Annotated in this window: 16 protein-coding genes and 1 tRNA gene; 10 read left to right on the plus strand and 7 right to left on the minus strand. The window is 69.8% G+C overall.

What is annotated here, in order from left to right:
* The first annotated feature begins 98 nt into the window (after nt 1-98).
* The 3 genes from AMIS_RS01650 (at nt 99) to topA (ending at nt 4,439) form a co-directional block, all read left to right on the plus strand.
* On the plus strand, nt 99-629 hold the full coding sequence (locus AMIS_RS01650) for a hypothetical protein (RefSeq protein WP_014440447.1): 531 nt from the start codon (nt 99-101) through the stop codon (nt 627-629).
* 18 nt (nt 630-647) lie between these two features.
* On the plus strand, nt 648-1,433 hold the full coding sequence (locus AMIS_RS01655; protein WP_014440448.1) for a hypothetical protein: 786 nt from the start codon (nt 648-650) through the stop codon (nt 1,431-1,433).
* A gap of 195 nt (nt 1,434-1,628) precedes the next feature.
* A complete protein-coding gene (gene topA, locus AMIS_RS01660) occupies nt 1,629-4,439 on the plus strand; it encodes a type I DNA topoisomerase (protein ID WP_014440449.1) in 2,811 nt (936 codons plus the stop codon).
* 3 nt (nt 4,440-4,442) lie between these two features.
* Here topA and AMIS_RS01665 read toward each other — a convergent pair whose 3' ends face one another.
* Nucleotides 4,443-5,741, minus strand: a complete 1,299-nt coding sequence (locus tag AMIS_RS01665; protein ID WP_014440450.1) for a D-arabinono-1,4-lactone oxidase — start codon at nt 5,739-5,741, stop codon at nt 4,443-4,445.
* A gap of 157 nt (nt 5,742-5,898) precedes the next feature.
* On the opposite strand from AMIS_RS01665, the gene AMIS_RS01670 reads away from it, so the two are divergent.
* On the plus strand, nt 5,899-6,528 hold the full coding sequence (locus AMIS_RS01670) for a TetR family transcriptional regulator (RefSeq protein WP_014440451.1): 630 nt from the start codon (nt 5,899-5,901) through the stop codon (nt 6,526-6,528).
* 4 nt (nt 6,529-6,532) lie between these two features.
* Here AMIS_RS01670 and AMIS_RS01675 read toward each other — a convergent pair whose 3' ends face one another.
* Complete coding sequence (locus AMIS_RS01675) at nt 6,533-7,738, minus strand: amino acid deaminase/aldolase (protein ID WP_014440452.1); 1,206 nt, start codon at nt 7,736-7,738, stop codon at nt 6,533-6,535.
* A gap of 253 nt (nt 7,739-7,991) precedes the next feature.
* On the opposite strand from AMIS_RS01675, the gene tmk reads away from it, so the two are divergent.
* Entirely contained in the window at nt 7,992-9,989 is a 1,998-nt protein-coding gene (tmk, locus tag AMIS_RS01680) for a dTMP kinase (RefSeq protein ID WP_014440453.1), read from the plus strand.
* 95 nt (nt 9,990-10,084) lie between these two features.
* Here tmk and AMIS_RS01685 read toward each other — a convergent pair whose 3' ends face one another.
* The gene (locus AMIS_RS01685) at nt 10,085-11,278 is read right to left on the minus strand and encodes a DNA polymerase III subunit delta' (protein WP_014440454.1); all 1,194 of its coding nucleotides are present in this window, start codon (nt 11,276-11,278) and stop codon (nt 10,085-10,087) included.
* Between the two features lie 714 nt (nt 11,279-11,992).
* Here AMIS_RS01685 and AMIS_RS01690 point away from each other — a divergent pair.
* The 3 genes from AMIS_RS01690 to AMIS_RS01700 are packed head-to-tail and all read left to right on the plus strand — an operon-like array spanning nt 11,993 to nt 13,214.
* Complete coding sequence (locus AMIS_RS01690; protein ID WP_014440455.1) at nt 11,993-12,319, plus strand: hypothetical protein; 327 nt, start codon at nt 11,993-11,995, stop codon at nt 12,317-12,319.
* A 1-nt stretch (nt 12,320) separates the two neighbouring features.
* The gene (locus tag AMIS_RS01695; protein ID WP_014440456.1) at nt 12,321-12,617 is read left to right on the plus strand and encodes a hypothetical protein; all 297 of its coding nucleotides are present in this window, start codon (nt 12,321-12,323) and stop codon (nt 12,615-12,617) included.
* Nucleotides 12,618-13,214, plus strand: a complete 597-nt coding sequence (locus tag AMIS_RS01700; RefSeq protein ID WP_014440457.1) for a hypothetical protein — start codon at nt 12,618-12,620, stop codon at nt 13,212-13,214.
* Nucleotides 13,215-13,297: 83 nt separating this feature from the next.
* Here AMIS_RS01700 and AMIS_RS01705 read toward each other — a convergent pair whose 3' ends face one another.
* Nucleotides 13,298-14,680, minus strand: a complete 1,383-nt coding sequence (locus AMIS_RS01705) for a hypothetical protein (protein WP_014440458.1) — start codon at nt 14,678-14,680, stop codon at nt 13,298-13,300.
* A 142-nt stretch (nt 14,681-14,822) separates the two neighbouring features.
* Between AMIS_RS01705 and AMIS_RS01710 the strand changes: the two genes are divergently transcribed.
* Nucleotides 14,823-15,695: a PSP1 domain-containing protein gene (locus AMIS_RS01710; protein WP_014440459.1), complete on the plus strand. Its 873-nt coding sequence runs from the start codon at nt 14,823-14,825 to the stop codon at nt 15,693-15,695.
* Here the strand turns inward: AMIS_RS01710 and AMIS_RS01715 are convergent.
* The gene (locus AMIS_RS01715; RefSeq protein ID WP_014440460.1) at nt 15,661-17,412 is read right to left on the minus strand and encodes a metallophosphoesterase family protein; all 1,752 of its coding nucleotides are present in this window, start codon (nt 17,410-17,412) and stop codon (nt 15,661-15,663) included. The genes AMIS_RS01710 and AMIS_RS01715 overlap by 35 nt on opposite strands.
* Before the next feature lie 82 nt (nt 17,413-17,494).
* On the opposite strand from AMIS_RS01715, the gene AMIS_RS01720 reads away from it, so the two are divergent.
* Nucleotides 17,495-17,568 (plus strand) — tRNA-Thr (locus tag AMIS_RS01720).
* 17 nt (nt 17,569-17,585) lie between these two features.
* Here the strand turns inward: AMIS_RS01720 and AMIS_RS43590 are convergent.
* Together AMIS_RS43590 and AMIS_RS01730 are read right to left on the minus strand one after the other, a co-directional pair.
* Complete coding sequence (locus AMIS_RS43590; RefSeq protein WP_014440461.1) at nt 17,586-17,936, minus strand: tyrosine-type recombinase/integrase; 351 nt, start codon at nt 17,934-17,936, stop codon at nt 17,586-17,588.
* Between the two features lie 353 nt (nt 17,937-18,289).
* Nucleotides 18,290-19,705 carry a restriction system modified-DNA reader domain-containing protein gene (locus tag AMIS_RS01730; protein ID WP_014440462.1) on the minus strand — a complete coding sequence of 472 codons (1,416 nt, stop codon included), beginning with the start codon at nt 19,703-19,705 and terminating at the stop codon, nt 18,290-18,292.
* Between the last annotated feature and the right edge of the window lie 132 nt (nt 19,706-19,837).

Here is a 19,837-nt window from a genome sequence, read left to right on the forward strand (position 1 = left end):
ACGAACGGCACCACGAAGGGCACCCGGTCCCCGGGTGCCCTTCGCTATGACTCGATCGAGGCGTGTGGAGTGTCCGCCTGTGCCCGTACTCTGCTCCCATGCGCGCGGTCCGACCGATATCCCTGGCTCTCGTCCTCGTGCTCGCTGTGCCGCTGGCGGCCTGCTCGGGCCAGCCCGGGGCGCAGGCCTGGGCCGCTCTGGTCTGCACGTCGCTGAGTCCCTGGCGCAGCGAGATCGATTCGCTGACCAGCCGGGCTCAGGCGCAGATGACCGCGGAGACGACACCCGGCCAGGCCAAGGAAAATCTGGCCCGGCTCTTCGACGGCGCGGCGACGGCGAGCGAGCAGGCCCGTGCCGGTGTGGAGCGCGCCGGCGTGCCGGACGTGGACGACGGCGAGCGGATCGCCGACGGCTTCCTGGGCTCGCTGGCGGGGATCCGCGACGCTTACGGACAGGCCCGCACCGGCATCGAGGCGCTCGCCACCCGGCCCACGGAGACGTTCTACGCCGAGGTCGGCAAGGTGCTCGACCAGCTCTCCACGAACTACGAGAAGAGCAGCCTGGACACGACGAAAGTCGAGTCGGTGGAGCTGCGCCAGGCGTTCGACTCGCTGCCGGAGTGCCAATGAGACCGGAGTCTCAGTGAGATGACCGACGCGGGCTGGCCGCTGATACCGCGCGAGATCCTCCCTCCGCCGGTCCCGGTGGCGAAACGGACCGTGGCGCGTGGCACAGCGAGCCGGCGTCCGGGTCATCAGCTGCCGATGTTCGGCGCGGAGACCTCGGAGCCGTCGCCGGCCGATCTCGCCGGTCTGCTGGCCGGTCCGGGCCACCTCGGCCGGATGGGCGGCACGGCCCGCGTCTGGGTCCAGGTGGATGCCGCGTGGCGGGTCCATGCGCTGGTCACCGAGCTGCGCACGCGCGGCCTCGCGGCCACGTGGGCGCAGGTCACCCCCGATCCGGTACGGGCGGAGAAAGCACCCACCGATCCGGCCGAGGAACCGTCATCCGGGGAGGAAGCCGAGGAACCGTCATCCGGGGCGGAAGAGGAGACCGCCGAGCAGCCCGAACCGGAGCCACCGGCCCAGGTCTTCGAGGTGCGTACGGCGTACTCCCGAAGGTTGAACGCTCTGGCGAACGCCTGGCCGCAGGCCGCCACCCAGCTCTTCCTCAGCGGACCTCGGCTGAGGCTCTGGGTGGCCGCCGCAGGCGAGCCCCGGGCCGGCGGCTGGACACTCGGCCTGGATCCCGGCAAAGATCCCGATCCGGTCGATGCGGCGCTGGTCCGAGCTGGTCTGGCGGGCCGTGTGTCGGATGACGGACGCATCTATCTCATCACCGGTCGCCGACGGCTCGCGCGGCTCGCCGAGCTGGTCGGTGAGCGTCCGCCGGCAGCGCCCGAAGAGCTCTGGCCAGGCGGCGCAGCTGCGTGATCTTCACCGATTGTGTCCGACACGACACCGGTTTTCCGGTGTACGGTGTCGCGGTCGGACGCATGCGGTGGCCGGACCGTTACCATCCGACTGCGGGGCTCCCCGGGAATGCAGGCTTGTCCGGCGCGTTACGTTGAACATCTGTGCTCCGCCGGGCGAGACGGGGAGCGCCGAGTCTTGATAGCTGGGAGTGCCGTGCCGAGTAACGCCAGGACGACCCGTCTGGTCATCGTCGAGTCTCCGTCGAAGGCCAAGACGATCGCCGGTTATCTGGGCCCCGACTATCTGGTCGAGGCCTCCGTCGGCCATATCCGCGACCTGCCCCGCAACGCCGACGAGGTGCCGGCGAAATACAAGGGCGAGTCGTGGGCGCGGCTGGGTGTCGACGTCGACAACGGTTTCCACGCGCTCTACGTGGTGTCCGACAGCCGCAAGCAGCAGGTGGCCAAGCTGCAGAAACTGGCCAAGGAAGTGGACGAGATCTTCCTCGCCACCGATGAGGACCGCGAGGGCGAGGCCATCGCCTGGCACCTGGTCGAGACGATCAAGCCCAAGGTGCCGGTCAAGCGGATGGTCTTCCACGAGATCACCAAGCCGGCCATCCAGGCCGCGGTGGCGAACCCGCGGGACATCGACCGTTCCCTGGTCGACGCGCAGGAGGCGCGCCGGATCCTGGACCGGCTCTACGGCTACGAGGTCAGCCCGGTCCTGTGGAAGAAGGTGATGCCGAAACTCTCCGCGGGACGTGTCCAGTCCGTCGCCACCCGGATCGTGGTGGAGCGGGAGCGGCAGCGCATGGCCTTCCGGTCCGCGGAGTACTGGGACATCCTGGCCCAGCTGTCGGTGCAGGGCCGGATCGAGGGCGCACGCTCGTTCCAGGCCACCCTGATCGCGCTGGACGGCGACCGGATCGCCACCGGCAAGGACTTCGAGCCCACCACCGGCCGGCTCAAGCCGGGTTCCGGAGCGGTGCAGCTGGACGGTGACGGCGCCCGCGGGCTGGCCGCCCGGCTGGCGGACCGTCCGTTCACGGTCACCCGGGTCGAGGAGAAGCCGTACCGCCGCAAGCCGTACGCGCCGTTCATCACCTCGACGCTGCAGCAGGAGGGTGCCCGCAAGCTGCGGTACTCCTCGGCACAGACGATGCGCACCGCGCAGAGTCTGTACGAGAAGGGCTACATCACTTATATGCGTACGGACTCGGTGAACCTCTCCGAGACCGCGATCGCCGCCGCCCGTCGCCAGATCGCCGAGCTGTACGGGGCGAACAACGTCCCGCCGCAGCCGCGCCGATACACCACCAAGGCGAAGAACGCGCAGGAGGCGCACGAGGCGATCCGGCCCGCCGGTGACAACTTCCGCACCCCGGGCGAGGTCGCCAAGGAGCTGAGCACCGACGAGTTCAAGCTCTACGAGCTGATCTGGCGGCGCACCATCGCGTCGCAGATGACCGACGCGGTCGGCAACTCGGTGAGCGTCCGGATCCGCGCGGTCTCCACGTCGAACGAGGAGGCCGACTTCGCCGCCTCCGGCAAGACCATCACCGACCCCGGTTTCCTGCGGGCCTATGTGGAGTCGTCCGACGACGAGACCGCCGAGGCCGAGGACGCCGAGCGCCGCCTGCCGAACCTGGTGAAGGACCAGCCGCTCACCGCCGACGAGCTCACCGCGGCCGGCCACCACACGTCGCCGCCCGCGCGGTACACGGAGGCCTCGCTGGTCAAGGCACTGGAGGAGCTCGGCATCGGCCGCCCCTCCACGTACTCGTCGATCATGCAGACCATCCAGGACCGCGGTTACGTCGAGAAGCGCGGCCAGGCGATGATCCCGTCGTTCCTGGCGTTCGCGGTGATCGGGCTGCTCGAGGGCCACTACCCACGCCTGGTGGACTACAACTTCACCGCCGCGATGGAGGGCCAGCTCGACGACATCGCCGCCGGTGATCACACCCAGCTGGACTTCCTCACCTCCTTCTACTTCGGCACCCAGGTGGCCGGCGCGGACGAGGAGATCGCCAAGGCCGGCGGCCTGAAGAAGATGGTCACCGAGAACCTCAGCGCGATCGACGCCCGGGTGGTCAACTCGATCCCGCTGCACGTCGACGAAGAGGGTCGGCAGGTCGTCGTCCGGGTCGGCAAGTTCGGGCCGTACCTGCAGCGCAAGGCGCCCGTCGTCGAGGGCGCCGAGGAGGAGCCGGCCGAGGACCGCGCGTCGATCCCGGAGGGCATGGCGCCCGACGAGCTGACCCCGGAGAAGGTGACCGAGCTCTTCCTGGCCGGCAACGGCGACCGCTCGCTCGGCGACGACCCGTCCACCGGCGAGCCGGTGGTGGTCAAGTCCGGCCGTTACGGGGCGTATGTGCAGAGCGGCGAGCGCAGCTCGTCCCTGTTCGCCTCGCACTCGCCGCAGACGCTCACCCTCGACGAGGCGTTGAAGCTGCTCTCGCTGCCGCGGATCCTGGGCAAGGACGCCGAGGGCAACGAGATCGTGGCGCGTAACGGGCGCTACGGGCCGTACATTCAGCGGCTCAAGGACTCCCGCTCGCTGGACAGCGAGGACAAGCTCTTCACGGTCACCCTGGACGAGGCGCTCGCCCTGCTGGCCCAGCCGAAGGTCCGGCAGCGCGGGGCGGCCAAGCCGCCGCTGCGCGAGCTGGGCCCGGACCCGGTGACCGAGAAGCCCATGGTGATCAAGGACGGTCGCTTCGGGCCGTACGTGACCGACGGCGAGACGAACGCGACGCTGCGCCGCGGTCAGACGCCGGAGGAGATCACCATCGAGCAGGCCTCCGAGATGCTCGCCGAGAAACGTGCCAAGGGTCCGGCGCCGAAGAAGAAGGCGGCCGCGAAGAAGGCTCCGGCCAAGAAGGCGACCGCGGCCGAGACCCCGGCGAAGAAGACGGCGGCCGCCAAGAAGACGACCGCCGCGAAGAAGACGACGGCTGCGAAGAAGGCCCCGGCGAAGAAGGCGGCCCCGCGCAAGGCCGCCGCCTCCGCGAGCGAGTGACGCTCAGGCTCCCAGAACCCGGTCCAGGTATTCGTTGGTGAAGACCCGGGCCGGGTCGAGGCGGTCGCGGACCGCCACGAAATCATCAAACTTCGGGTACGCGGGACGCAGGTCCGCAGCCGTCCGGTAATGCAGCTTCCCCCAGTGCGGGCGTCCGCCGAGCGGCTCGCACAGCGACTCGACGGCTTTGAAGTACGGCTCGTACTCGCTGCCCAGGAACTGGTGCACCGCGACGTAGGCGGACTCCCGGCCGTACCCGTGTGACAGCCAGACGTCGTCCGGGCCGGTGAACCGCACCTCGACCGGGAACTGCACCTTGAACGGCAGCACGTCGTAGATCCGGGGGAGCGCGTCGAGCACCTCGGGCAGGGCGGCGCGCGGGATCTCGTACTCCATCTCGGTGAACCGCACCCGGCGGGGCGAGCAGAAGACGCGGTCGGATCGGTCGGTGTAGGTCCGCGGGCTCAGCGCGCGGGCCGCGAAGCCGTTCAGCGCCGGAACCGTGCCGGGCAGCCGCTGGCCGACCTTGCAGACGCCCTCCCAGAGGGTGTTGGAGAGGAACTCGTCGTCCAGCCAGCCGCGGAACGCAGGCAGCGGCTTGTCGTTCGCGCCCACGATGTTGTTGCGCTTGAGCTGCGCCCGGTCGGTGTACGGGTACCAGTAGAACTCGACGTGATCGTTCGCCGGGATCCAGTCCTCGAGCCCGGCCAGCACGTCGGCCAGCGCCATCGGACGCTCGTCGGCGTGCAGCACGAACTGCGGCACGCAGCGCAGCGTCACCTCGACGAGGATGCCGAGGGCGCCGAGCCCGAGCCGGACCGCCTGGAACTCCGGGGCGTCCTTCGTGAACCGCTCGACCTTGCCGGCCGCGGTCACCATCGTCACCGCCTCCACGCTGGACGCCAGTGTGGAGTGCGTGACGCCGGTGCCGTGGGTGCCGGTGGAGATCGCGCCGGCGACGGTCTGCGCGTCGATGTCGCCCAGATTCGGCATGGCCAGCCCGTTCTCCGCGAGCACCGCGTTGAGAGTGGACAGCCGCATCCCGGCCTGTACGGTGACCAGTGGCCCGTCGATGCCGACGAGTTGGTTGAGGCGGTGCACCGTCATCCGCTGGTCGTCGGCGACAGCGATCGCGGTGAACGAGTGCCCACTGCCGACGACCTTGACCCGCCGCCCGTTTGTCGCTGCCTGGTTCACTGAGGCTGCGATCTCGTCGACACTGCCAGGGGTCAGGACCTCCGCGACGGACTCCTGGTTGCGTCCCCAGTTCGTCCAGCGCCGCGCGTTAACGGGTGTAGTCATTCCGGCTTTTGTCCTCCATCCGAGCGGACACCCGTACCTGGCGTCCCGTCGATGCGCCTCGCTCGTTGATCCGAGTAACGTTCGATTTAACACTGAGATTTATTCATGACCTTGCTGCTCGTGAACAGATCTCACTGCTGAGAGGGAGTGGCGACGCGTGTCGACACCAACCGTCAGCACCGGTCCGCTGCGGCGGGTTCCGGTGCAGGGCAGAAGCGTTGCCCGGGTACAGCGCATGCTCGACGCGTGCGCCGAGCTGGTGGACGAGGTCGGTTATGAAGGGCTGACCACCACTTTGCTGGCCGAGCGCGCCGAAGTCGCCATCGGCTCGGTCTACCAGTTCTTCCCGGACAAGAGGGCCATCGTCCAAGCTCTGGCACTGCGCAACATGGATGCGTACCTGCAGAGTCTCTCCGATCGGTTCGCCAGCGAGACGTTCACCCATTGGTGGGACGCCGTGGATGCCGCCATCGACGGCTACATCCACATGCACCGCAGCGTTCCCGGTTTCCGGACGCTGCACTTCGGTGACGTGGTGGACCTGCACCTGCTGGACTCCGACCGGGACAACAACGCGGTCATCGCCGAGCGGCTGGCCGAGCTCCTGGTCGAGCAGTTCCAGCTGATCGACCGGGCTCGGCTGCGGTTCGCGCTGCAGATCTCGGTCGAGGCGGCGGACGCGCTGATCAAGCTGGCGTTCCGGCGTGACCCGGCCGGTGACGAGTCGGTGCTCGTCGAGGCCAAGGCGTTGATAAGGGAATACCTGCACCGCCACGTCGACGCCTGAGGCGTCAGCCCAGGAAAGCACGGCCTTCTCCGCGGTACGTGAGGGCCGGTGTCGCTGTGTCACCGTCGATCAGCTGTAGCTCGTTGACGCGTTCACACAGCTCACCGGCCTTGGCGTGCCGGAACCAGACCCGGTCGCCGGGACGCAGCTCCTCGGCGGCCGGACCGAGCAGGGGCGTCTGCACCTCACCGGCGCCCTCATCGCCCTTGAATTTCAGGCCGTCCGGCAGATAGGGCGTCGGGAGGCGGGACGTCTCGGCCGGCCCGGACGCGATCCAGCCGCCGCCGAGCACCGTCGCGATCCGCGGCGCCGGGCGGCGGACCACCGACAGCGCGAAGAACGCGGCGGGCGCCGGCCGCCAGCTGCGGTACGTGTCGAACAGCGTCGGGCCGTACAGCCCGGAACCCGCGGTCACCTCGGTGACGGCCGGGTCGGCGCTGGTGGCGGCCACGCTCCCGGTGCCGCCGCCGTTGACGAACTCCAGGTCGGCGTGCTCCCGGATCGCGCGCACCGCGGCGGAGCGCCGGGCCAGCAACTCGGGCAGCGCCTTCTTCTGCATCAGGCGGATCGCCCGTGCGCGCAGAGCGCGGCCGGGCGGGTCGTCGCCCACGCCGGCGATGTGCGCCTCGTAGGACATCACGCCGACCAGCTGGAACCCCTGTCGCGCGCTGATCTTGCGGGCGAGCGTGCCGGCCTGGACCGCGGAGTGCACCGGGGAGCGCCGGACGCCGACGTGCAGGGACCCGGCGGGCTTCCAGGAGGCGTCCACGTCGATGCAGAGGCGGATCGGCGGGCGGGTGCCGGGCGCGGAGGTCTGGTCGATCAGGTCCAGCTGAGCCGGATGGTCGACCATCACGGTGACGGCGGCGGCCAGCGCCGGGTCGGCGGCGAGCTCGCGCAGCGCGGTCCGATCGGCTGTGGGGTACGCCACCAGGACGTCGTCTGTCACGCCGGTGCGCACCAGCCAGATCGCCTCGGGCAGCGTGTACGCCATCACGCCCTTCCAGCCGGGGCGGGCCAGGACGCGCTCCAGCAGCGCCCGGCAGCGTACCGACTTGCTGGCGACGCGGATCGGCTTGCCCGCGGCACGACGGGTGAGCTCGGCGGCGTTGGCGTCGAAGGCGGCCAGGTTCACCGCGGCGACCGGGGTCTCCAGGTGATCGGTCGCCTGGTCGAGTCGCTGGCGCAGGGCAATGCGGTCAGTCACCACGTCAGCACGGTATCCCTTCCCGAGGGTAATGCGAAAGACATTCATCTCTGTTCCACCCGAACGTGCGGATCCGGCGGGGGGATCCGGCGTGCTGATCCGCGGGTCCCTGCCGGACCCCCGGTGAGCTGCGGCGGCCGGATACAGTGCTCCGGGCAAGTGACCACGGGAGGTAAGGGCCATCAGTACCGAACAACGCCAGGACGGCGGCCCTGTCGACCTCTCGGGGGCGGCAGCGCTACGGTCCGTCCTCCGGCTGCGCGGCTTCCGCCGGCTCTGGCTCGTCCTCGCGGCGGCCTCCTTCGGCGACTGGATCGGCATCCTCGCCACCGGTCTGTTCGCGTCCGCGCAGTTCGAGAACCCGGCGGCACAGGGCGCCGCGTTCGGCGGGACCATCGCCGTACGCCTGCTGCCCGCGCTGCTGCTCGGCCCGATCGCCGGTGTGATCGCCGACCGGTTCGACCGCCGCTACACGATGGTGATCGTCGACCTGCTGCGGTTCGTCATCTACCTGTCGATCCCGCTCGTCCCGCTCTTCGGCGGGTCACCGGCCCTGACCGTCGCCTGGGCCACCATCGCCACCTTCCTCGGCGAGACGATCACCCTGATCTGGATTCCGGCCAAGGAAGCCGCGGTACCCAACCTCATCCCGAAATCGCGGATCGAGATCTCGAACCAGCTGACGCTCGTCACCACGTACGGGATCACGCCGATCCTGGCGGCGCTGCTGCTGTCCGGGCTCACCGCCGGCCTCCAGCAGTCCGGCGCCTCACTGCCCGACTGGGCCCAGCCCGTGCAGCTTGCGCTCTACATCAACGCCTTCGCCCGGCTGGCCACCGCGATCGTGGTGTTCTTCGGCATCAAGGAGATCGGCGGCAAGAGCCCGGCGCGGGAGATGGCCGCCGAGCAGAGCATCGGCAAGCAGTTCACCGCCGGCTGGAAGTACATCGGCAGCACCCCCCTGGTCCGCGGCCTGGTCGTCGGCATCTTCGGCGCGTTCGCGGCCGGCGGCGTGGTGATCGGCGCGGCCCGGACCTACGCCGTCTCGCTGGGCGCCGGTGAAGCCGCGTTCTATCTGCTCTTCGGCACCATCTTCATGGGCCTCGCGCTCGGCATCGGCCTCGGCCCGATGATCGTCCGGGAACTCTCCCGGCGCCGCTGGTTCGGCATGAGCATCGTGCTCGCGAGCGGCTCGGTGATGTTCCTCGGCCTGGCCTTCCACCTCTCGATGGCCCTCGTCGGCGCGCTGCTCGTGGGCGCCGGCGCCGGCATGGCGTTCCTGTCCGGCACCACCCTTCTGTACGGCGAGATCGCCGACGAGTTGCGCGGCCGGGTCTTCGCCGTCGTGCAGATCGGCGTCCGGATGGTGCTGCTGCTGGCGATCACCCTGGCCGGCATCCTGGTCGGCCTGGGAAGCTCCCGCCGGGTCGACCTCGGTGCGTTCAGCGTCGACGTCTCGGCCACCCGGGTGCTGCTTCTGGTGGCCGGTGCGATCGGCATCTGGGTCGGCATCGGCTCGTTCCGGCAGATGGACGACAAACCGGGCGTGGCCGTCCTGGCCGACCTGTGGAGCTCGCTGCGCGGGCGCCCGCTCTCCCCGGCCGAGTCGTTCGTCGCGTCCGGCTGCTTCGTGGTCTTCGAGGGCGGCGAGGGCGCGGGCAAGTCGACGCAGGTCACGCTGCTCGCCGAGGCGCTGCGCAAGGAGGGCCGGGACGTCGTCGTCACCCGCGAGCCCGGCGCGACCGACCTCGGCGCCCGGATCCGCGGGCTGGTGCTGAACAAGGCGGAGGACGCGCCGTCCGCGCGGGCCGAGGCGCTGCTCTACGCCGCGGACCGGGCACATCACGTCGCCACGGTGGTGCGGCCGGCGCTCGCCCGCGGGGCCGTGGTGGTCAGCGATCGGTACGTCGACTCGTCCCTCGCGTACCAGGGCGCCGGGCGTACCCTCCCGGTCCAGGAGATCTCCTGGCTGTCGTCCTGGGCGACCGGTGGCCTCAAACCCGACCTGGTGGTGCTCCTCGACGTGGAGCCCGGCGTGGGCCTGACCAGGGTCGACTCACGGGGCGGCGACGCCGACCGGTTGGAGAGCGAGTCGCGGGCCTTCCACGAGCGGGTCAGGTACGCCTTCCTGGACCTGGCGGCGGCCGATCCCAAGCGTTACCTGGTGCTGGACGCGTCGCGCCCGGTCGAGGAACTCGCCGGGGCCGTCACGGAGCGGCTCTCCAGCATGCTCGGCGCGGTCGAAGGCTCCTGACGCGGCGTGCCCCTTGGCCAGGCCTGGGCGCGCCGCGGTGCAACCGCGTGCCGGGCGTGACCGTGCGTTTCCGGCTCAGCTGCGCTTGCCGGGGATCAGCCGCGCCATAGCGTGACCATCATCGCCTCCAGGGCGATGTCCGGTTTCACGTTGCGCTCGATCGCGTCCTGGCAGGCCAGCACCGCCTCCAGGCGCCGCAGCACGCTCTCCGGCGACCACTTGCCGGCCGCTGCCGCCGAGACCTGCTGGATGTCGGCGTGCACCACGGCGACCGGCGCCCGCATCGAAGTGACGAGCACGTCGCGGTAGAACCCGGCCAGATCCTTCAACGACCTGTCCAGCGCGTCCCGCTGGGACCGGGTGGACCGAGACTTCTGCCTCTTCTCCAGCTCCTTGATCTGGCCGGCCGCGCCGCGCATCGCGGTAGTGGCGCCACGACCGGTGCCGCCCGCGCCGAGCGCCTGCTCCAGCGCGGCACGCTCCGCCGCGTCGATCTCGACGACCGCGTCCAGTGCCTCCCGGCGCGCCGCGTTCACCATCGCCTGCGCCGCGTCGAAGCAGGCGCCGATGTTGCTCAGCAGGCGCGGCATCGCCAGCACCTCCTCGCGCCGCAGCCGCGCCTCCTGGTCGGTGGCGAGCTGCCGGGCGCGCTCCACGTCACCCTGCGCCGCCGCGGCCGCCCAGGCAGCCTGCTCCGGGTCGATCCCGTGCCGCTGCACCAGCACCTCGGCGACCGCCGCCGCCGGCGCCTGCCGCAGCGCCACCACCCGGCACCGGGACCGGATCGTCACCGAGATGTCGTCCGGATGCACCGACGGGGTGCAGAGCAGGAACACGGTCCGCGGCGACGGCTCCTCAACGGCCTTGAGCAGCGCGTTGCTGGCCCGCTCACCGAGCCGGTCGGCGTCCTCGACGATCACCACCTGCCAGCGCCCGGCCGACGGCGAACTGGCCGCACGCAGCACCAGCGCCCGCATGTCCTTGACGCCGATCGACAGGCCCTCCGACCGCTCGATGCGCACGTCCGCATGCGTGCCGGCCAGCGTGGTGTGACACCCGTGGCACTCACCGCACCCCGAACCGTCCCGCTCACACTGCAACGCCGCCGCGAACACCCGCGCCGCCGTGGAACGCCCGGCACCCGGCGGCCCCGTGAAGATCCAGGCATGCGTCATGCCGCCGCCACCGGCCGCGTCACCCGCAACCACGCGAGCCGCAGCAGAGGCCGCCCGGCGAAGCGTTTCCACCGGCTCGTCCTGCCCCACCAGTTCAGCAAAGACGTCATGCACCCGACGATGGTATTGCGACCCCCCGACAACACCCACACGCCACGTCACCCGCCGCCCCCTTCCGCCGCCACGCCACCCGCCCGCCACGCCGAGCCGTGCCCCTCCACGCCGAGCCGTGCCCCACCGCGCGCTCCACCTGTCCGCGTAGCCGCCCGCCCTCCGCGCCCGCTACGTCGTCGCCGGCCCTCCTTGGGCCCGCCCTCGCGCCCACCACCGTCTGCCTCCGAGCCGTAGCCCACGCAGGTGAAGCGCCGTCATTGCCTGCGTGGCCTACGGCTGAGGTGCCCGAGCCGTAGGCCACGCATCCAAAGCGGCGCCTCAACCTGCGTGGGCTACGGCTGAGGCGCCCGAGCCGTCGTCCAAGCGCCTAAAAACGCCGCCATCACCTGCTTCGGCGACAGCTCGCCTCAACGGCAAGCCGATCTTGGAGAGCTCCGGGCCGGTGGCCCACGGGACGCTTCGACGGGGCAGAGGTGGTCATTTCCGGTCAAGATGCGTCTCGACGGGCCCGATGGCGACCATCAGGCACCCGGATGACCATGAAAAGTCAGCCGTTTGATTACATTCGGTCACCCTTATGGCGATCTTCGTTACGGTCGGTCTTGAACTATCGGTTATCCACAGGAGACTTTGCGGCGTAGCGGGACGGTCACTGAAGCGGTACGGTCTGGTGCCGGAACGCTACGGCGGCATGACACGCGGTGAGGAGCCGGAATGGCCCGCGAGATCGACGAGGCGTGGATCGACGAGGCTATCGAGCGATATCGGCGTGTCGAGGACCTGCGTGCCGAGTTCGATCGTGCGGTGTCCGCCCACTCCGTCTCGGTGCACTCGCCGGACCAGTCGATCGAGGTCGTGGTCACCGCCGCCGGCACCATCGTGGACGTCCGGCTGCACGGTGAGCTGCGCCATCGGGTGCCGGCCGAGTTCGCGGCGGAGATCAAGGCGGTGGTGGTGAGCGCCGCGGAGGCCGCCCGCTGGGCGAGGGAAAAACTGCACGGCGAAGTTTTCGGATCGTTCCGCACGCTGGAGGGGCACTGAGGTGGACCGACTCGCCGACCAGATCGACAACGCGGCGGCTGTGCTGTCGACGATGGACCGACAGATGCCGTTGCTGACACCGGCCGCCGCCTCGTTCGGCGCCGACGACGCGGGCCGCCCCGGGCGCATCGGCCGCGCCCTCTATGCCGGCTGGACCGCGGTGCTGGCGGCGCGTGCCCGGGAGGCGGCGGACGCGTCCGCGACTCTGGCTGAGATGGCCCGTTCGGTGCGGTCCGGCGCCCGTGCCTACGCCGATACCGACGAGGCGGTCCGGCACAGGTTCCACCGGGAGCTGTAGATGATGGACCGGCTGGATCACCTGCTCGATGCCGCGAGCCCGCTGCTGGACCGGGTCGATCGGGTGCTCTCCACGATCGGTGCGCCGGAGGGTCACCCGGTCTGGCCCGAGCTGCGCCGGGTGCGTCTGCTGCCGGGGGACGCGGCCCGCGCGGTGGGCGCGCTCTACCCGGAGGCGATTCTCGACGCGGTGCCCGAGTTGCGCGCCGACGCGCAGGCCTATGCGGCGGTCGCGGATGCGTTGCCGCTGGCCGGCGCGTGGGAGGGTGAGGCCGCCGACGCGTACGAGCAAGCCCGTCGCCGCGCCGCCGAACACCTCAACGGTGGTCCGGAGAGCCTGGGGCGCCGGATGGAGGCGACAGCCGACCTGGCTGACGCGCTGACCGCCTGGATGGCGCGCTCCCGTGGCGATCTGGCGGCGATGCTGGCGACCGTTCTGACCTCGGCGGAGGCCGTGGCGTTGACCGCCGGTGACCTCCCACCGGACGAGGAGGCGCGGCTGGCCGCCGACGTGGCGGCTCCACTGCTGCGGACGGTCGCCGACAGCTACGACCGGGGTGAGGCCCTGCTGGATCAGTCGGTGTCCCTGCAGACCTGACAGGTGGACGGCTGCCCGTGACGGGTGGGGCGGGTGGACGGTCGCCCGGCCGCCACCGGGCGACCGTCCACTGTGTGTGGCGCTCAGGACTCCCGGCGCCGGCGGCTGCTCAGGAGGAACGCGCACACTCCGCCGATCACCATGCCCGAACCGGCCAGCAGCAACGGGATCAGGCCCGGGCCGGTGATCGGCAGACCGGCAGCGCCCGCGGGGGACACGTCGGGGGAGCCCGGCGCGGCGGCGGGGGCGGCTGTGCCGGTGCCGGTCCTGTTGCTGGAGCCGGTCCCGGCCCGGGTCCCGGTGGGACGTTTCGGCGCCACGGCCGCGCCGTCGAGCACCCCGAGGCTGAGGTCGGCGACCACTGCGGACGACTGGTGGCCGGTGGTGGCGGGACCGTCGTCACCCCGTACCAGAAGGATTTTGATCGCAGTTGCCCGCGCCGCGATGGCCTTGCCCTTGGTGGCCTGGCGTGCGGCGCCGAGTGAGATGCGCAGCTTCGCGCCGGTCGGTGAGTCCGGGGCCGGAGCGTTCTCCGATTCGGGCGCGGCAGGGACGCCGGGGATCGACGGCAACGGCAGGGGGTCGGCGGACGCGAGCGGCGACGGAATCGATTCCAGTGGCGTCGATGGCTCACTGAGCGTTACATCATGGTGGTCACCGGGCGTGTCGAGAAGGGTCTGTTCGCCGTCCCGTGTGGTGATCTCGACGGCGGCCGGCTCGTAGGCGGCCTCAGCGCGCCCGCCGGACGACATGCTCACCCGCAGCGTGGCGGCCCGCAGCACCCGGATCCGCACCTCGCCGTCGACCAGGCTGATCTTCCCGGCGTTGAGCGTGGTGGTCGACACCGACTCCGCCTCGCCGCCGCGCCTGCGCAGGCCGGTGCTGCTCGTCGCCGAGAACGCCTCCGGCACCCGGACCAGCGACTGGTTGCCGCCGCCGGTCAGCGTGACCCGGTTCAGCGCGGCCGCCGACTCGGACGCCTCGCCGGTGACGCTCGCGCAGGCCAGGCCGTTGTTCCAGCGGGCGTGCGCGGTGAGCGTGCCGGGACCGGTACGCAGCGGACCGAAGCGCTTCGTGCCGACCCGCTGCCGGCTCGCCGCGCGGTTGTCCGGTGGCGCCTGCTGCAGGACGAGATCGTTCTCGGACCCGCCGGGGACACGGCCGTCGAGGGTGCGGGCCGCCGCCGCTGACTTGACCTCACCGCCCGCGATCAGGACGCTGCGGACGTCGCCCAGCGCTACGCCGGTGACCGCAGGAGGGCCGGCCTCGGGGGCGCGCGTCGCCGGCTTCGCGACGGCGCCCAGCTCGAGCCGGTTGATCCGGAGCACCTGAGCGCTGGATTGAGCGGCATGACTGCCCGGCGAGGCGCACCGGGCGTTCTGGGCGAGCGCCGGCAGGGGCGCCGTGAGCGCTCCCGCGAAGCCTAGCGCAGCGACACTGGCGGCCACCGACCTGGCGGGTGTCATGGCAGTTCCTTTCGACGTGTCGTCTACGGGACTGGCCAACGAAGGTCGATTGGGGCGGTTGCGCAGCATCTATGTGACAACCCTCGCGGGTAGTTCAAATCCGGCATTTGGTACGGCTTGCTGTGCGTCGTAGGGTTGTCGCATGGGCATGCTGTGCGCGGTCAGCTTCAACCGGTACGGCCGCCTCTACTACCTCGATCCGAACGGGTTCACCCCGTCCGTCGGCGACCGCGTTCTGGTCCCCACCGACGACGGCCCCGAGGTGGCGGAGTGCGTCTGGGCGCCGCAATGGGTCAGCGAGGAGACCGACGGTTTCCCCAAGGTCGTCGGGCTCGCCGACGACGGCGACCTGCGCCGCGACGAGCTGCTGCGCAAACGCAAAGCCGAGGCCAAGGTGGCCGCCAAGAAACTGATCAAGGCGCACGAGCTGCCGATGAAGGTGGTCGCCGTGGACCACGTCCTGGACCAGGGCGGGTCGCCGGGCAGCGCCCGGACCACCATCTATTTCACCGCGCCGCACCGGGTCGACTTCCGTTCCCTGGTCCGCGACCTCGGCGCGACCCTGCACTGCCGGGTCGAGCTGCGCCAGCTCTCCGCGCGCGACTCCGCCCGCGTGCAGGGCGGCATCGGCTCATGCGGGCGTGACCTCTGCTGCGCCACGTTCCTCACCGACTTCGAGCCGGTCACCATCCGGATGGCGAAAGACCAGGATCTGCCACTCAATCCGCTGCGCATCTCCGGCGCCTGCGGGCGGCTGATGTGCTGCCTCAAGTACGAGCACCCGCTGTACCAGAAATTCCAGGCCTCCGCCCCGGCGGTCGGCACCCGCGTCACCACCGCCGAGGGCGACGGCCGGGTCGTCGGGCACAGCGTGCCGAAAGACGAGGTGGTGGTCCGCCTCGACGCCGACGGTTCGCGCTGCTCCTGCAGCCGCGCCTCGGTCTGCGGCCCCCGCCAGGCCCACGACGAGCGTTACGACTCTACGGCCGAGGCCCCCGCGGACCGGCAACCCTGACCGGCGGCTCGATCCGGTGCGGGGTCAGTGGCGTGCCCGGGCGCAGCCACGGGCTCTGCGGTGACCCCTGCGGGTCGGGCAGCCACTCGTGGCAGACCTTCTCCAGCCCGATCGGGTGGATCGTCAGCGTGCCGCCCGCGTCGATGTGCATGCGCAGGAAACTCTTGCCCTCCTCGATGCCCTGACCGGCGAACAGCTCGTTGACATTCACCCCGAACCGGGCCGCGCTCAGCAGGTAGAGCGCGGTCAGCTGGGTGGACAGCACGGCGATCAGCGGCCCGTACACGGCGGCGGCCACCACCAGCGGCCACGGCCACGGCCAGTCCCGGAAATCCAGCCGCAGCCAGACGAACGTGCCACCGGCAGCCAGGGCGATCTGGGCGAAGCCGTGCAGGACGCCGAGGACCCAGTGCCGCACGCGTTTCGGCGACGGGGCGGGCGGCGGCTGCGCGAACAGGGTCGTCGCCGCCATGACCACCAGAAGCATCAGGACCAGCGGGATCGTGAACAGCTTCAGGATGCTGCCGTCCTCCCGGGAGGCGGCCGCGCCGGCCATCGCCAGCATGGTCAGCGTCTGGATGATCCCGAGCATCGTGGCGAAGCCCTTGTTGCGGCGCGGCAGCCGGTGGAACACCCCTCGGCCCCATCGGCGGGACAGGTCCGGGTCCGGGAAGCTCTTCTCCAGCCCGTACGTCCGGCTGCGGCTCTTGCTCCTGGTCAGCGTCTCCTTCGGCGGCACCGTCAGCTCGCCCGGCAGATTCTGCGTCCCCAGCGTGTACGCCCCGCCGCCACCACAGGTGATCAGCTCCCGGTCGTCGCCGGTGTAGCGCGCGTAATGGTGCAGGTCGCCGGAGACGAGCACCCGCACGTGCGCCCGGGTCGGCGCCAGAATCGTCCGGATGAAGTAGTCGACGGCGTCGTACTCCTCCGGCTTGTCGGCCGCCTTGACCCAGGTCGGCGACGGGGTCATCAGGATCACCCGGTCGTCCGGCCCGACCTCCTCGGCGGCCCGCTCGAAATACAGCAACTGCGGATCATCGATGTACGCCCCGAACTGCTCGTCCACCGCGAAAAGCCACCAGTTCGCCGGCAGTCTCACCGCGAAGTACGACCGGCGCTGCTCGGTGCGCCAGCCGCCGATGTGACCGTCCTTCCGGCGAGCGAAAAGTCGCAGGAAAGCGGTCAGACCGTCGTACCAATCGTGGTTGCCCGGCAGGGCGAAAAGCGTGGGTCGCGGCTCCCCGGCCGGCGCCTCCGGCAAGGCCGCGCGGTACGGACCCTTCATCCGGTTCTCGTAACCGTCGCCGCTGGCCAGCGGATAGACCTGGTCCCCACCCATCAGCAGCAGCCGGCCGCGCGGCAACCGCTCGCCGTCCACCTCCAGCTCCGGCTGGGCGAGCAGATAGGCCACCGAGTACGTCGCGTCGAACCCGTCCCCGAGATCCGCCACGTAGTCCAGCCACAACTCGCCGTCCGCCGTCGACGAGTGGTCGAAGAAGTCGTCGTCCAGCGAGTTCTGCAGCTCACGCTTATCCAGGTAGGCGCCGAAGAGGATCGCCAGCAGCGCCCGCAGCCCGGTGCTGAGCAGCAGCAGAGGCGCGAGCCAGCCGATCGGCCCTTTCGGCGTGAACCCCAGCTCCTGCGGGTCCAGGCTGCCCGGCCGCTCCGGAACCGTCTGCTCCGACTCCACCGGATCCTGCCGCGGAACGAACGCCATCGAACGATCGTAGTCGCGGGGCGGCGGATGTGCCGTCCCCGTGCTGGCGGTTCCGGACAATGCCGTACACTGACTTCTCGTTGCCGCCTTAGCTCAGTCGGCTAGAGCGACGCACTCGTAATGCGTAGGTCGACGGTTCGATTCCGTCAGGCGGCTCAGAGAGAAAGCCCAGGTCATCGGCCTGGGCTTCTTCTTTTGAAGAGATCCACGACGGTGTCCGGCGCTCCCGCAGTCCGCATATAGTCCGTACCCCGCGTCGCGGCCTGATCGAGACGATCAGCGACCTGATCTAGGTCGTCCTCGAAGAGGTCCGCGTACACGTCGAGCGTCATGGCTGCCGAGGCGTGGCCGAGCATCCGCTGTACCGCCTTGACGTTGGCGCCGGCCGCCACAGCGAGGGACGCCGCCGTGTGCCGCAGGTCGTGCGGAGTCAGTCCGGCCCTGCGCCGCGCTTGCGCGGCGCAGGGCCGGACGCGCCGGCCGATGCCGGCCGGAGGCCGCCAGCAGGCCGGCGCGCCGGTCACCTGCTCGAGTTCTCGTCGCGGCGTGACCGACTGGACCAGCGGGTCGGCTGTCCCGGTCAGCGGGGCCGAAGAACGGCCGGCGTGGCCGTCGCGGCCGAGTCCGTAGATACTTCCGTAGTTCTTGCGAATGCCCTGACCGGAACGGGCATGAGGAGCAGCTGAGAGCCTGGCTGGCGTCGTTCCGGGTCCAAGTCGGACCTTACTGCCGCGCCGCTTCGCGGCTTGCCACCGAATACGGTGGTTGAGGCAATGCCCTAGGCATGCTGAACACTGAATTAGCCAGTCGGGTCACTGACCTGTGCCGAGGCAATGCCGACGGGCTGAGGAGCACGCCTATCTGGCGTAGCTTGCTGCTACTTGTCGAACGTGCGGATCACAGTCAGGAAGTTGCGGAGGCGGTTGACGTCTGATGGCGGAATCGGGTCGGGGTTGTTGAAATGAGTCACCTTGTTACGGATCTTGCGGATCTCGTCCAGATGCTCGCCAAAAACCTTCCTGTCCAGGTCCCAGCCGAGTTTCTCCCAGCAGTCACTGTTCCTCAGGACAGCGAGGTAGTCGCCCATCGTCATGTCGTCGAACGACTGCAGTTCTGTGCCGGCCGCGCAGACCGGTTGGACGTCTTCGATTTCGAAGCGGTTGCGAATCAGCCGGCGCAATTCTTGGTCTACCTCGCCGATGAGAAAGAATGGCGTGGCCATCTGGTCGTAGACGCGCACCACGTCGGCTGCGGTCACGATGCCGTAAATCCGCTTGTCGTGCGACCGAACGAAGACGAACTCTTCCTTCAGAAGGACATCGAGTACGTCTAAAAGGCGGGTGTCGTATGGGTAATCCCGTGCTGGCCTCAAGGCGTCGCTGAGTGTGATGTCCGATCCGGCCTGGCGGGCCACCGCAATCGATCGCCAGGTGATGGCACCGCGGAGGTCGCGTTCCCCGGATAGCACCGGTACCTGCGAGAAGTCACTCATGACCATCTGAGTCACAGCCTGATTCAATGAAGCGGAGGGCGTCACGGAGATCAGCCGATGGTCGTCCGGCAGGAGGTTGCCTAGAGTTTGGCCAATCTCCCCGCTGTCTTCCTCATCGGATGCGGTGGCTAGGTTCAATGCCCGAGGCGTTGCCGTCGCTTCTGCCGCCTTGTCGGCTGGCAACGCTTCTTCAGGCCCGGGAGTCACCGTCAGCGTGATCGTCGTGTCGAGGCCGACGGCCCGGAAGTCTGGCACGGTCAATAACCCATGGTTCGCCAGGTCAGCATCGATTTGATTGATCACCTCGCGGTCCCGTTCCTGTGCGCCCCATCGTTTGAGAAGGTCACGAACGGTCAGTTGCTCTGGCTCCCCGGCTTCCGCCCGGTTCCGTGCCTCGCCAAGTTCCATAAGCCGGCCAACCGCAACTGCGATATCGTCTAGATCTATGTCAACGGGCTCGTTAGGCGTCGTCTGACTAGCCGCCGACTTGAGCAGCTCTTGCCTCAGCTGGTCGAGCAGTGGCCCATCGTCGCCTACGCGCCAGGCGTACCAACCATCGGTGCCAGTGCCGCTGACGTCGTCAGCTGCGCGCGATGGCGAGGCGAACTCCTGGCCGTCAGCCACCCTGATGCGGCCATTATCGGTGACCACAGCCCGGTGGATTTCGCCGATCCTTGGGCGTTCGAAGACGAGCTCCTGACCAGGGTTGAGCAGCCCTGCCTTGATCAAATCGAGGATCCGGACGCGGCGGCCGTTGATGAGAAAGCTTCTGCGGCGAGATACGTCATCCGACGATGTCATCCAGGAGTCTCCGATGGAGCGACCGAGAACAGGGAGCCAGGCTGCGGAAGACCATGCCCGAGGTACTGATCAAACCATGATCGGAGCGGCTTGTCTGCGCCAGCGCCAGCCGTAACAGTATGCCGGTCGCAG

The organism is Actinoplanes missouriensis 431 (assembly GCF_000284295.1).
Classification (GTDB): domain Bacteria; phylum Actinomycetota; class Actinomycetes; order Mycobacteriales; family Micromonosporaceae; genus Actinoplanes; species Actinoplanes missouriensis.